Source organism: Streptomyces sp. NPDC035033, assembly GCF_040636735.1.
Taxonomy (GTDB): Bacteria; Actinomycetota; Actinomycetes; order Streptomycetales; family Streptomycetaceae; genus Streptomyces.
Genome location: NZ_JBEZUZ010000021.1, coordinates 39,671 through 52,842 on the forward strand (window position 1 = coordinate 39,671; position 13,172 = coordinate 52,842).

Annotated in this window: 9 protein-coding genes; 2 read left to right on the forward strand and 7 right to left on the reverse strand. The window is 75.2% G+C overall.

All coding sequences use genetic code 11. The features are described 5' to 3' along the window. Nucleotides 1–32: 32 nt before the first annotated feature. From AB0E83_RS11730 to AB0E83_RS11755, 6 genes are all read right to left on the reverse strand, one after another. Nucleotides 33–1,586, reverse strand: coding sequence for an RNA polymerase sigma factor (locus AB0E83_RS11730; RefSeq protein ID WP_362109230.1), 1,554 nt, complete (start codon nt 1,584–1,586; stop codon nt 33–35). Nucleotides 1,587–1,966: 380 nt separating this feature from the next. Further along, nucleotides 1,967–2,857, reverse strand: coding sequence for an FCD domain-containing protein (locus AB0E83_RS11735; protein ID WP_362109161.1), 891 nt, complete (start codon nt 2,855–2,857; stop codon nt 1,967–1,969). Nucleotides 2,858–3,017: 160 nt separating this feature from the next. Beyond that, a complete protein-coding gene (locus AB0E83_RS11740; protein ID WP_362109163.1) occupies nt 3,018–4,745 on the reverse strand; it encodes an ATP-binding cassette domain-containing protein in 1,728 nt (575 codons plus the stop codon). 121 nt (nt 4,746–4,866) lie between these two features. Continuing rightward, a complete protein-coding gene (locus AB0E83_RS11745; RefSeq protein WP_362109165.1) occupies nt 4,867–5,631 on the reverse strand; it encodes an NUDIX domain-containing protein in 765 nt (254 codons plus the stop codon). 108 nt (nt 5,632–5,739) lie between these two features. After that, complete coding sequence (locus AB0E83_RS11750; RefSeq protein ID WP_362109167.1) at nt 5,740–7,794, reverse strand: glycogen debranching N-terminal domain-containing protein; 2,055 nt, start codon at nt 7,792–7,794, stop codon at nt 5,740–5,742. A gap of 115 nt (nt 7,795–7,909) precedes the next feature. Continuing rightward, a complete protein-coding gene (locus AB0E83_RS11755; protein WP_362109169.1) occupies nt 7,910–9,301 on the reverse strand; it encodes a DUF4192 domain-containing protein in 1,392 nt (463 codons plus the stop codon). 141 nt (nt 9,302–9,442) lie between these two features. On the opposite strand from AB0E83_RS11755, the gene AB0E83_RS11760 reads away from it, so the two are divergent. Together AB0E83_RS11760 and AB0E83_RS11765 are read left to right on the forward strand one after the other, a co-directional pair. Beyond that, a complete protein-coding gene (locus tag AB0E83_RS11760) occupies nt 9,443–11,626 on the forward strand; it encodes a RecQ family ATP-dependent DNA helicase (protein WP_362109171.1) in 2,184 nt (727 codons plus the stop codon). Nucleotides 11,627–11,854: 228 nt separating this feature from the next. Then, nucleotides 11,855–12,481, forward strand: a complete 627-nt coding sequence (locus AB0E83_RS11765) for a hypothetical protein (protein WP_362109173.1) — start codon at nt 11,855–11,857, stop codon at nt 12,479–12,481. A 52-nt stretch (nt 12,482–12,533) separates the two neighbouring features. Here the strand turns inward: AB0E83_RS11765 and AB0E83_RS11770 are convergent, their stop codons facing one another. Beyond that, a complete protein-coding gene (locus tag AB0E83_RS11770) occupies nt 12,534–13,157 on the reverse strand; it encodes a hypothetical protein (RefSeq protein WP_362109175.1) in 624 nt (207 codons plus the stop codon). Nucleotides 13,158–13,172 lie beyond the last annotated feature (15 nt).

Below are 13,172 nucleotides of genomic sequence, written 5' to 3' on the forward strand. Positions count from 1 at the left end.
CCCTTCGTCCACTGCCTGATGCCTCGGACGGATCAGTCCAGGTAGTCGCGCAGGACCTGCGAGCGCGACGGGTGGCGCAGCTTCGACATGGTCTTCGACTCGATCTGGCGGATCCGCTCACGGGTCACGCCGTAGACCTTGCCGATCTCGTCGAGCGTCTTCGGCTGGCCGTCGGTGAGGCCGAAGCGCATGGAGACCACGCCGGCCTCACGCTCGGAGAGCGTGTCGAGGACGGAGTGCAGCTGCTCCTGGAGGAGCGTGAAGCTGACCGCGTCGGCCGGCACGACCGCCTCGGAGTCCTCGATGAGGTCACCGAACTCGCTGTCGCCGTCCTCACCCAGGGGGGTGTGGAGGGAGATCGGCTCGCGGCCGTACTTCTGGACCTCGATGACCTTCTCGGGGGTCATGTCGAGCTCCTTGGCCAGCTCCTCCGGGGTGGGCTCGCGGCCCAGGTCCTGGAGCATCTGGCGCTGGACGCGCGCGAGCTTGTTGATGACCTCGACCATGTGCACCGGGATGCGGATGGTGCGGGCCTGGTCGGCCATGGCGCGGGTGATCGCCTGACGGATCCACCAGGTGGCGTACGTGGAGAACTTGTAGCCCTTGGTGTAGTCGAACTTCTCGACCGCGCGGATCAGACCCAGGTTGCCCTCCTGGATCAGGTCCAGGAAGAGCATGCCGCGGCCGGTGTAGCGCTTGGCCAGCGAGACCACCAGACGGAGGTTGGCCTCCAGGAGGTGGTTCTTGGCGCGGCGGCCGTCCTCGGCGATGATCTCCAGCTCGCGCTTGAGCTTGGGAGCGATCTTGTCCGAGCCCGCGAGCTTGTCCTCGGCGAAGAGACCGGCCTCGATGCGCTTGGCGAGCTCGACCTCCTGCTCGGCGTTGAGCAGGGGGACCTTGCCGATCTGCTTCAGGTAGTCCTTGACCGGGTCGGCGGTGGCACCGGCGACGGCGACCTGCTGGGCGGGAGCGTCGTCCTCGTCCTCGTCGGACAGCACGAAGCCCTTGGTCTCGCCCTCGGTCTCCTCGTCGTCCTTGCCCGGCGCGACGTCCTCGAGCAGGTCCTCGCCCTCGAGCAGCTCGTCGTCGGACTTCTTCGACGCGGTCTTCTTGGCCGCCGTCTTCTTGGCGACGGTCTTCTTGGCCGCCGTCTTCTTGACGGCGGTCTTCTTCGCGGCCGCCTTCTTGGCGGGCGCCGCGGCCTCGTCGGCCGGGTCCGCGCTCTCGGCCGCGGGGGCCGCGGAGCCGGTCGCGACGCTGGTCCTCGTCACCGTCGCCGCCCTGGCGGTGACGGTGGTCTTGGCGGCGGTGCGCTTGGCCGGGCTCTTCGCTGCTGCGCTCTTGCGGGCGCGCTTCGGCGACTCCGCTGCACTGACCATCAGCGTCACACCCTCTTCCTCGAGGATCTGATTGAGGCTGCGCAGAACATTCTTCCACTGGGTTGGCGGAATCTGGTCAGCCTCGAAGGCCCGACGCACGTCATCGCCGGCGATCTGCCCATCAGCCTTTCCCCGCTCGATGAGCGCCATCACAGACTCGGACTCGGCGATCTCCGGCGGGAGCGTACGGGATGTGCTGGCCGACACGAACAACCTCTCGGAACGATGGAAACGGCTTCCGGCCCCGCCCGGGATCGGGGCGGAGCCGACGACCGTCGACGGGGAATGTGCCGACGGCGCGGGCTGGACCGGGGAACTGCACAGCGCCTGCACCGGCTGCTGTATTCCTTCCTCGGCTGTCACCTCTTAGGTCATCGCACGGCTCGGAGGAGTGTTACGCCCAATCTTCGTGTCCCGAGTCACACCGCATCAGCGACGAAGCGTGCGAAAAGGGAGCCAAGCGTACATTCGGCGCCGCCGACACCCTGGCGCGGTCCGGGGAACCCTTCCGGGTTCCCCGGACCGCGCTCGGATCCGGCGGCTCTCCCTGCGTACGCGCCCGTGCGCTCGCGGCCACGGCTCGCGGATCAGTTGCCGCGGGGGGCGGGCACCACGCGGGGCTCCACCTCGGGGTGGACCGTGAGCAGTTGGCGCATGGCGGTCTCGGCGGCCTGGGCGTCCCCCGCGGCGAGGGCGTCGACGATCCGGGCGTGGTGCGCCAGGCAGCTCTCGCCGGGGCGGTCGCAGGCGGTGGCGGGGCCACCGGAGACCTGGAGGGCGGCGGCGACGATGCCGGAGAGGTGCTCCAGCATGCGGTTCCCGGCGAGCTGGATGAGCAGGGAGTGGAACTCCGTGTCGGCGCGGGAGAAGGTGATGCCGTCACCCTGCGCGTACGCGTGCCCCATGATCTCGACCATGTCGGCGAGGCGCTGCTGCACGTCCTCCCGGCCGTGGCCGGCGGCGAGGCGGGCGGCCAGCGGCTCGATGGTCCAGCGCAGCTCGTTCAGCTCGCGCCGCTGGTCGTCGCGCTGCGGCCCGAAGGCGCGCCACTCGATGATGTCGGGGTCGAGCAGGTTCCAGTCGCTGACCGGGCGGACCCGGGTGCCGACGTTGGGCCGGGCGCTGACGAGGCCCTTGGCCTCCAGGACGCGGAGGGACTCGCGCACGACGGTGCGCGAGACCTCGAAGCGCTGGCCGATCTCCTCGGGGACGAGGGGGCGGTCCGCGCCGAGGTCGCCGGAGACGATCATCTGGCCGAGCTGCTGGACGAGCTGGCCGTGCAGGCCTCGGCCGCGGCTGCCGGCGGTGCGGCGGCCGACGCGGCCGAGGTCCGTGTCCACCCCCTCCCAGGAGGGCGGGCCCACGCGGTCGGCGACGGGGGCCTCCGCGTAGGGGTAGCGGTCGAGATCGCCCGGGGCGCCGAGGCCGGAGTCGACGGAGCGGGCGGCGGTCATCATCGTATGCGCAAGGGTACTCACGCATCCTTTGTCGGCGTGGCCTCCGTGGCCCTTGAGGTCTTTGGTGAAAAGCACACGAAAGGGTGATCGGCACCCCCTACACAATTGACGATTATTCGGACATAACCGGCATTTCCCAAGGGAGTTGCGGCGCGACTGGAACATATCGGTCCGGAACCGGTCACCAACGGGCCTGTCGGCGAAGGCCGGTGAGCACATAGGCGCAGAGCAGAACCGTCAACGTGAGCACGAGGGCCACCCCGGCGGGCTGTCCCACCACCTCCAGCGCCCCCGCGAACCACCGGTCCAGGGACGGCGCCCAGCGCGGTCCGGCGAACTCGCCCAGTCGGCCGGGGAGTCCGGCGACGGACCGGACCGCCGGGCCGCTCGTCACCTGGCGCAGCAGCGGGACGAAGGCGACCGGCACGAAGAGGACCGCGGCCACTCCGGCCGCCGCCGCGCGGAAGACCCCGGCACCCAGGACCCCCGCCCACGCGCAGCCCACCGTGAGCCCCAGCCAACTGGCGGACATCGCGGCCCAGTTGTCGGGGAGGGGAATCAAGTCGGCGCCGTAGAAGAGACGGAGGGCCGCGAGGTCGGCCCCCGCCGTCAGCACGCCGAGGAGCAGTGCGAGGGCGGCGGCGACGGCGAGCTTGGCGAGCAGCAGCGCGAGCCGGCGGGGCACGGCACCGCGCCCCGCGGCGAGCGCGGGGTAGCGGTACTCCTCGCCGAAGGAGAGCGCGCCGAGCAGACCGGCGCCGAGCGCGGCGGGCGGCAGCGGCAGGAGGTCCGGCCAGGCGGCGAGCGCTGCCGGGAGCGGGGTCCCGCCGCCCCGCCCGAGGAGCACCGCGAGCACGGCCGACACCGCGAGGACGCCCGCCGCCACCAGCCCCGTGGAGGGCACGCCGAAGACCCGGCGCAGCTCGTACCGGAGCGGGCGCAGCGGCGAGCGGACCGGGCGGCGCGGCGCCGTGGACCGGTCCGGCGCGGCGCCCTCCGCCGTGCGGGCCGGCTCGGGCGCCCGCGCCGGGGCGGGTCCCGCGTCACCGGTCTCGTCCGCGAGCCGGTGGACCGGTACGCCGTGCCGGAACGCGGTGTCCCCCACCTGGGCGCAGTCGCCGCCGTACACCAGGAGGAGGGTGCCGTCCTGGGTGACGACCTCCACCGGCCTGCGGGCGGCCCGGGCCTCCTGGGCCACGGCGGCGGCGAGCCGGGCGGCGTGCGGGGTGCGGACGGCCACCCTCGGCCGCAGCCGGGTGCGGGCGAAGTCGCCGGATTCCTGGGCGGCGACCAGGCGTCCGCCGTCGAGGGTGACGACGTGGTCGGCGTTGCGCGCCGCGTCCTTGGGGTCCCGGGTGGTGTAGAGGACGGTGCCGCCGGCGTCCGCGTGGGCGCGCAGCAGTTCGTGCAGGCGGACCCGCTCCGCCGCGGACAGCCCCGCCGCCGGAGCGTCCAGGAGGAGCGTGTGCGGCTTCCCCAACAGGGCGGCGGCCAGGGCGAGTCGGCGTTCGGCCCCGCGGGGCAGGGTGCCGAGCCGCCGCCCCTCCAGTCCGGCCAGGCCCACGGCGCGGATCACCTCGTCGACCCGGGCGGCCGGAACTCCCGCGCCGGCGGCGAGCATCCGCAGTTGTCCGCGCACGGTACGGGACGGGTGGCCGGGCACGTCGCCGAGGACCACCCCGATCTCGCGCGCGGGTTGGGCGATCCGGCCCAGCGGCCGCCCCCGGAAGTAGGTGAGTCCGCGCCCCGGGTCGAGTTCGAGCAGGAGGCGCAGGGTGGTCGTCTTGCCGGATCGGGGGGCTCCGACGAGGGCGGTCACGGCCCCCGGCGGGGCCTCGAAGGTCAGATCGTCCACGGCGGGCGGGCGATCGCGGCGGGGGGTGCTGGTCAGTCCGATGGCCTGGAGCATCGCTTCTCTCGCGGTAGGTGTCACCGCTCCGCGGCAGGGCGGCGCTACCGCAGCAAGATAACGCCAGATTTCGGACTTTTGCCGCAGGGATGCCGCCGGGGGCGGCGGAGGGGCGCGCCCCTCAGACCTCGGGACGCAGCATCGGCGGGTTGAGCAGGGTGGCGCCGCCGGCCCTGAACAGCTGGGCGGGGCGGCCTCCCTGACGGGTGGTGGTCCCACCGGTGGGGACGAGGAAGCCGGGGGTGCCGGTGACCTTGCGGTGGAAGTTGCGCGGGTCGAGCGAGACGCCCCAGACGGCCTCGTAGACCCGGCGCAGCTCGCCGACGGTGAACTCGGGCGGGCAGAAGGCCGTGGCGAGCGAGGAGTACTCGATCTTGGAACGGGCCCGCTCCACCCCGTCGGAGAGGATCTGGGCGTGGTCGAAGGCGAGCGCGTCCGGGGAGTCGCCCCCCGCCGCCCGCGCCTGGTCGAGCAGTTCCTCCACGGGGGCCCAGCGCGCGCTGTTGGCGTCGCCGCCGGGCCGGGGCGCCGGCAGGTCGGGGGCGAGCGCGAGGTGCGCGACGCTCACCACCCGCATCCGCGGGTCGCGCTCGGGCGCTCCGTAGGTGGCGAGCTGTTCCAGGTGCGCGCCGTTGTCCGGCACCGGCAGCGGGGCCGACGGGTCGTGGGCACGCAGTCCGGTCTCCTCGGCCAGCTCGCGCGCGGCCGCGGCCCCGAGGTCCTCGTCGGCGCGGACGAAGCCTCCGGGCAGCGCCCACCGCCCCTGGAAGGGCGCTTCCCCCCTGCGGACGACCAAGGTGCACAGGGCGTGGTTCCGCACGGTGAGGACGACCAGGTCGACGGTGACAGCGAAGGGCGGGAAGGCCGACGGGTCGTAGGGAGGCATGTCGCGATCATAGTCGTCTCCTTGACGATAAACACGCCCCGCGCGCTCCCTCGCCCCGACTTCCTCGCCCGGTCCCGAGGACTCCCTCGTCTCCGTGCCCGGCATCCGTCACACCCCCAGCTGCAGACCCTCGGCGGCCTCCTCGACCATACCGAGTCCGAGGCGGCTCACCCGCACGGCGAAGGGTTCGCCGGCGACCACGAGGCCGGAGAGCCGGACCGCGCCCAGCGGCGCGGAGGCCATCGGCTGCACCGTGACGCTCCGGCCGGGGGCGTCGGGCCGGATCCCGGCCAGGGCGGCGAGCGCGTGGACCGCTCCGGCGGCCGCGACGGCGGCGGGCCGGCAGGCGGCGGGGTGCGGCACCGGGCGCGCGCCCGCGGTGCGCTGTTCGCCCGCGTACATCTCGGGCAGCCGGTGGCCGAAGAACTCGGCGGCGTCGAGCAGGCCCCGCAGCAGTGCCGCGGCCTCCTTCTCGTGCCCGGCGGCGGCCAGTCCGGCGACGGCGACGGCCGTCTCGTGGACCCGGACGGCGCCGGCCCGGTGCCCGAACGGGTTGTGGCCGGGCTCCTTGGCGCCGAGGCCGCGCAGGCCCCAGCCGGAGTCGAGGGCGGGGGTGCCGAGCAGACGCGCGACCTGTTCGGCCTCCGTCCGGTCGAGCAGTCCCGGGGCGTACCGGCCGCCGTCGAGGAGGCCGGTGTCGAGGAGGTGGGCGGCCCACCCGCCGAGCTGGGTCCAGGAGCGCCCCTCCGGCGTCCTGGCGGCGGCGGGCCGGCCGCCGGAGAGGTCGTCGAGCCAGAACTCGCTCCGGAACCGCTCGCGCAGGGTGCGCGCCGCGGCCCGGAGGTCCGCGGCACCGGGCCGTCCGCAGGCGTCGAGGAGATCCGCCCCGAGCAGGGCGGCCCGGTGGGCGTGGGCCTGGGTCTCGGCCCGCCAGGGCCCGCCGGGCGCCGGGTCCGGCAGGAGTCCGTCCGCGTCGAGGCCGCGGCGCAGCCAGCCGAGGCAGCGCTCCGCCACCGGAAGGAGCTCGTCCAGGTCGGCCGGGGGGAGGCCCCACCGGCGTGCCTCGGCGAGGACCACGGGGAAGGCGAGGGTGGCCTCGACCCCGGTGCAGCGGGGCGGGAGATGCGGCCCGGCGTCCCGCAGCGGGCCCGGCAGGCGGCCGGACTCCGCTCCGCCGGTGACCTGGGCGCGGCCGAGGGAGCGGAGCGTGGTGGCGGCGAGCCGGGTGCCCAGCGGCAGGGCCATGCGGGCCGCCCACAGCGCCTCCGCGGTGACCGGTCCGCAGCGCCACGGGACGCCGGCCGCGAGGTGGACGTCGGCGGGGTGCGCGGGATCGCGCTGGAGGAGGGCCCGCAGGTCCTCGACCGAGGCGCGGAGCAGCGCGCCGGGGCGGCGGTCGTCTCCCTCGGCCTGGGCGTCGGAGAGCAGGTGGCCGCCGGGGCGGCCGGCGCCGCCGGGCGGGGCGGCGCCGGGCGTCCGGTCGGCGTGGACCCGGAGGTGGAGGGTGGCGGCGGCGCCGGGGGCGAGGTCGGTTTCCCAGCGGAGCACCCCGGCCGCCGCCAGGGCGTCCGTGGGCGCCGGGTCGGCCGTGACGGCGACGGACCGTCCGTCGGGGGCGGTCCAGCGCAGTCCGGTGCCGTGGACGCTGGCCCTGAGTTCGGGACGCGGCCGGCCGGACGCGACCGCGCCCAGCTCCGCGAGATCCGTGCCCAGAGCGACCTCCACGGGGAGGCGGAGGGCTCGCGGGAGGGCGCTGCGGAGGGTGATCCGCTCGGTGCCGTCGGCGCCCCGGGAGCGCTCGACGGTGACGCCCGGATCGGGTCCGGTGTCGCCGGGGACGCGGAGGGCGCCGGCGAACACGGCCCGGTCGGCGGCGGCGAGCCGCCCCTGGAGGGGGACGGGCTCGCGTCCGGCGACCCGCAGGACGCTGCGGGAGAGAAGGCGCCGTCCGGAGGCGTACACGCCCTCGGGTCCGCGGCCGGTGAGCTGGCCGTGCTCGGGGGAGACGGCGAAGGCGGGCAGGGCGACGCACAGGAGGGCGTCGTGGACGGGAGGGAGTTCTCCCGGGTGGTTCCCGCGGGCGGCGGGGACGCCGCCCGCGGGGGCGCGTCCGGCGGGCTGCTCCGCCGGGTGTCCGGGGGCCGGGACAGGGCTGTGGACCATGGGGGGTGTGGCGTGCTCTCTGTGCGATCCGGACGGCCGGCAGGGCGTCGGCGGCACGGCTCGCCCGGCTCCGCCACAGAGGTGAACGGCCGGGTGGTGCGCGGGGTCACGGTCGTCACCGGCCGCTCCGCGTGCCGCGCCGGCCTCCGTGGCGCGGGGCGGGGCTTCCCGGCCGGGCCGCGGCGCGTCCGGCGTGCCGCACGCCCGGCGTCCCCCGGCCCCGCCGGGCGGTTCCGGTCCCCGCCCTCGGGAGCGCCGGCCGCGGCCGGCCGGGGCGTCCCCCTCGGGGCCGGGTCCTGGTCCGGGTGCGCCGGGCGGCCGCGGCGGCCGCCCGCTCGGCGGCGGTCCGGGCCTCCCGCTCCTGCCGCAGACAGGAGCGGAGCGTCTCGGGGTCGAGGCCCTCGTTGCACGCCTGGTGCAGCAGCCGCGCGAAGACGTACTCGGGGTCCGCCTCGATGGCGAGGCCCAGGGCGACGCGGGCGGTCGGTTCGTCGCCGGTCGACCAGGCGGCCCAGCCGGCGAGGGTCAGCGGCGCGGCGGCGTACTCCTCGTAGGGGGTGACGCAGCGCCGGGCGAGGACGCGCCAGAGCCGGCCGGCCGCGACGCCTTCGGGCCCTTCCATCCACTCGGCGAGACGGTCGCGGACGAGGCGGTCCTGGAGTCCCAGGATCAGCGCGGCCGCGTCGCCGGAGTCGACGAGGGCGTCGTCGTCCGCGTCGACCGCCGCCTGGCCGCGGCGGGCCCCGTCCGCGCCGATCCGGCGCGGCGGTTCGGCGAACCCGGCCAGGAGCCGGGCCGCGAGGGCCAGGGTCGTCTCCCGCAGCCGCGCCCGGCCCTCTTCCTCCGCGCCGTCGACGACGCGGGGGACGATGTCGGCGGCGGCCGCGTCGAGGGCGGCGCGCTGCTGTGCGTCGCCGGGCGCGCCGGTGGGCTTGAAGCGGGCCTCCATCTCCCGGAGCGAGCCCCGCACCTCGATCCCCGCGTAGGCGGCGGCCGCCGCCATCACCGAGGTGCCGCCGAGGGCGAGCGGGGTGCCTTCGGGCGGGCAGCAGGCGGGGTGGGGACAGCAGTAGGAGAAGTGGCGTCCGCCGGAGATGCAGAGCACCTCGTAGACGGGGATGTCGAGGGCTCCGCAGGCGGTCCGCAGGCGCTGGGCGAAGGGGCGCAGCCGCTCGTTGACCTCGCGGGCGGTCTCGCCCGGGCCCGGGTCCTGGCAGAGGAATCCGACGATGCCGTCGGGCGGCGTGCCGCGCTGGGCGCACATGTCGACGAGGACCTCAGCGAGGTGGTCCGCGGTGGAGTCCCACTCGCCGGACGAGCGGGGGATGCCGAGCCGGATCCGACCGCCGAAGCGTCCGTTCTCACCGTGCAGGGCGACGAGCACGACCGAGTCGGTGGGGTGGAAGCCGAGCACGAACGGCAGGGCGTCGGCGAGTTCGGCGGCGCTGCGCAGGGTGACCTGCCGGCCGCGAGCGGATGCGCTGGTTTCGGGGTGATTCGCGTTCATGGCGAGGACGGTCTCGTGATCTCCGTTTTCCGACAACCCCTGTGGATAACTCCGCTCATACGGTGTGATGAACCGATATGCACTGTCCACAGATCCCGGCCCCGTTCGCCGAATGTCCGAGGCATCGGGTTGCATGGACGCATGACCCACGCAGACCGCCCGGAAGACCGCGCCGCGCTCCGTGCCACCGCCGACGCCGTACTGGCCCGACTCGTCGGGGACCCGACCGGTACGGCGAGACTGCGCGAGGACCAGTGGCGCGCCATCGAGGCGCTGGTCGCCGACCACCGCCGGGCTCTGGTCGTGCAGCGGACCGGCTGGGGCAAGTCGGCCGTGTACTTCGTGGCCACCTCCCTGCTGCGCGAGCGGGGCAGCGGGCCCACGGTCATCGTCTCGCCGCTGCTCGCCCTCATGCGCAACCAGGTGGAGGCGGCGGCGCGGGCGGGCATCCGGGCCCGCACGATCAACTCGTCGAACACGGAGGAGTGGGAGAACGTCCACCAGGAGATCGCCGGCGGCGACGTCGACGTCCTCCTCGTCTCCCCCGAGCGGCTGAACAACCCGGACTTCCGCGACCAGGTGCTGCCGCGGCTCGCGGCGGCCACGGGGCTGCTGGTGGTGGACGAGGCGCACTGCATCTCGGACTGGGGGCACGACTTCCGGCCCGACTACCGGCGGCTGCGCACGATGCTCGCCGAGCTGCCGGCCGGCGTGCCGGTGCTCGCCACCACCGCGACCGCGAACGCCCGGGTGACGGCGGACGTCGCCGAACAGCTCGGCACCGGCGCGGGCACCGACGCGCTCGTCCTGCGCGGCCCGCTGGACCGCGAGTCCCTCAGCCTCGGCGTGGTCACGCTGCCCGACGCGGCCCACCGCCTGGCCTGGCTCGCCGACCACCTCGACGAGCTGCCCGGCTCCGGAATCGTCTACACGCTCACCGTCGCGGCCGCCGAGGAGGTCACCGCGTACCTCCGCCAGTGCGGGCACGCGGTCGCCTCGTACACCGGGCGCACCGAGAACGCGGACCGTCAGCAGGCCGAGGACGACCTGCTGGCCAACCGGGTGAAGGCGCTGGTGGCGACCTCGGCGCTCGGCATGGGCTTCGACAAGCCGGACCTCGGCTTCGTCGTGCACCTCGGCTCGCCGTCCTCGCCGATCGCCTACTACCAGCAGGTCGGCCGTGCCGGGCGCGGGGTGGAGCACGCGGAGGTCCTGCTGCTGCCGGGCAAGGAGGACGAGGCGATCTGGCGGTACTTCGCCTCCGTCGCCTTCCCTCCGGAGGAGCAGGTGCGCCGGACCCTCGACGTGCTCGCCTCCGCGGGCCGCCCGATGTCGCTGCCCGCCCTCGAACCGCTGGTCGAACTGCGCCGCACCCGGCTGGAGACGATGCTCAAGGTCCTCGACGTGGACGGGGCCGTGCGACGGGTGAAGGGCGGCTGGGAGAGCACCGGGCAGCCGTGGGTGTACGACACCGAGCGGTACGCCTGGGTGGCCCGGCAGCGGTCCGAGGAGCAGCAGGCGATGCGCGAGTACGCCACCACGACCGGCTGCCGGATGGAGTTCCTGCGCCGCCGGCTGGACGACGAGAAGGCCGCGCCGTGCGGCCGGTGCGACAACTGCGCGGGGGCGCGGTTCGACCCGAAGGTGTCCGACGCGGCGCTGGACGCGGCCCGGGGCGAGTTGGGGCGCCCGGGCGTGGAGCTGGAACCGCGCCGGATGTGGCCGACGGGGCTGGCCGCCGCCGGTGTGGATCTGAAGGGGCGGATCCCGGCCGGTGAGCAGGCGTTCGGCGGTCGCGCCCTCGGACGCCTGTCGGACATCGGCTGGGGCAACCGGCTCCGGCCGCTGCTCGCCGACACCGCGCCGGACGGGCCGGTGCCGGACGACGTGGTGCAGGCGGTGGTCCAGGTGCTCGCCGACTGGGCGAAGGGGCCCGCCGGTTGGGCCTCCGGTGCTCCCGACGCCCCGCCCCGGCCGGCCGGGGTGGTCACCGTGGCCTCGCGGCGGCGGCCGGTCCTGGTGGGGTCGCTCGGCGCGCGGATCGCCGAGATCGGGCGGATGCCCCTCCTCGGATCGGTGGAGTACGCGCCGGAGGCGGAGGACGTCCGCCTGTCCCGGACCAACAGCGCCCAGCGCGTGATCGGGCTGCACCGGGCCCTGGAGATCCCGCCCGGCCTCTCGGAGCGGGTGGCCGCGGCCGGGGGCCCGGTACTGCTCGTGGACGACCTGTCCGACACGGGCTGGACCCTGGCGGTGGCGGCGCGGCTGCTACGGCGGTCCGGGGCGGAAGGGGTCTTTCCGCTGGCGCTCGCCGTCCAGGGTTGAGAAGGGCCGGGGAACTGCGAGTGAATAATGGGTAACTGGGCAGGGATATCAGTGGCATAACGGTTGATTACCGTCAGCCGCCTCAATTGCTCGTTGCCGCCCCCGCTCGGGCCAAGCAAGAATTGGGGAACCGCCCCACACGGCTCGAAGCGGTCCGGAAGGACTGTGCCGTGCTGCGCCCTCACCCGACCTTGCCCGCCCCGCGGGCGCGTATCCGAAGGGAGGACCGTGACCCTCGGATTCGCTCCGTCCACCGCCTCGCTCGGCTCGAGCTCCGCCTCTGCCAGCCGTCTCGCCCGGATGCTGGAGCCCACCGACTGGGCCGCGGCCGGAATTCCCTTGCTGCGCAGTCCGCGTGAGGTCGTGAGCGGGCTGCACTCCCGCCACCGCCCCCTGCCCGCGACCGCGGTCGTGGCGGTGCTCGACCACGAGGAACGGCTCACCGCGAGCGCCTCGTTCGTGCGCCGCCCCGGCCCCGCCGACGGCTGGGAGTTCCGGAACGCGCTCCTCGCCCATCTGCGGCGCGTGGTCCCGCACGACCTCCGGCGCCGCGCTCCCGTCCGGACGGCGGTGCTCGTGTACTGCCGCGACGGCGACGAGCGCTGGACGGAGGAGGACGGGGCCTGGATGTGGGGGCTCCGTGACGCCTGCACGCTCCACGGGCTGCGCTGCGGCGCGTACATCACGCTGACCAAGGCCGGCTGGCAGGTCTTCGGCGAGGGCCGGGGAGGCCGTCGGCCGAGTTCGGACTCCGAGCCGCTCGAACTCGGCGCGCCGTCCACCGAGCTCGGTCACCTGGCGCCGAGGACGGCGGGCGGGGCGGCCGAGCCCCTGCGCAGGGCCGCGGCGCGCTGAACCGTCCGGCCGCTCCGCCGGACCGGGGCCGGTCCGGCGGAGACGCGACCGGTCAGACTCCGGCGCCGAGGAGGGCGGTGACCCGCTGCGGGTCACCACAGACCACGAGCAGGGAACCCGCCCGGGAGAGGGCGACCGGCAGGGCGCGGGCGGCCACGTCGTCGGCGCCGCCGTTCATCGCGACGATCACCACGGGGCGGGCGGTGACCCGGTCCACCGAGGCGGCGTCCGCGAAGAACACGTCCTCGGCGGTGTCCTGCTGGGCCCAGTAGGCGGCCTCGCCGAAGGTCAGCTCGTGCGCGGCCCACGGGTGACGGTCGCCGGTGGTGAGCACCAGGACCTCGCCGGGCGGCCTGCCGCTGTCCAGGAGCAGGTCGAGGGCTTCCTCGGCGGCGGCCAGGGCGCCCTCGACCGGAGCCGGGACGAGCTGGAGCTGCGGGCTGTCGCCGGAACGATTCTCCGGACGGCCCTTGGGTGCGGGCGGACCCGGAACGGGTCGCTGGGCCGGCGGGGCGGGCCGGGCCGGGCCGGGGCCCGGACGGCCGGGACGCGGGGAGGCCGCGGAACGCGGGCCGGGTACGGGACGTGGGGTCGGCGCGGGACGGCCGGCGGCCGTGGTGGCGCTAGGACCCTGGGCGCTCTCGTGAATCTGAGGCTCCTCGGGAGGGAGAGGCATGGGTTGATGTCTATC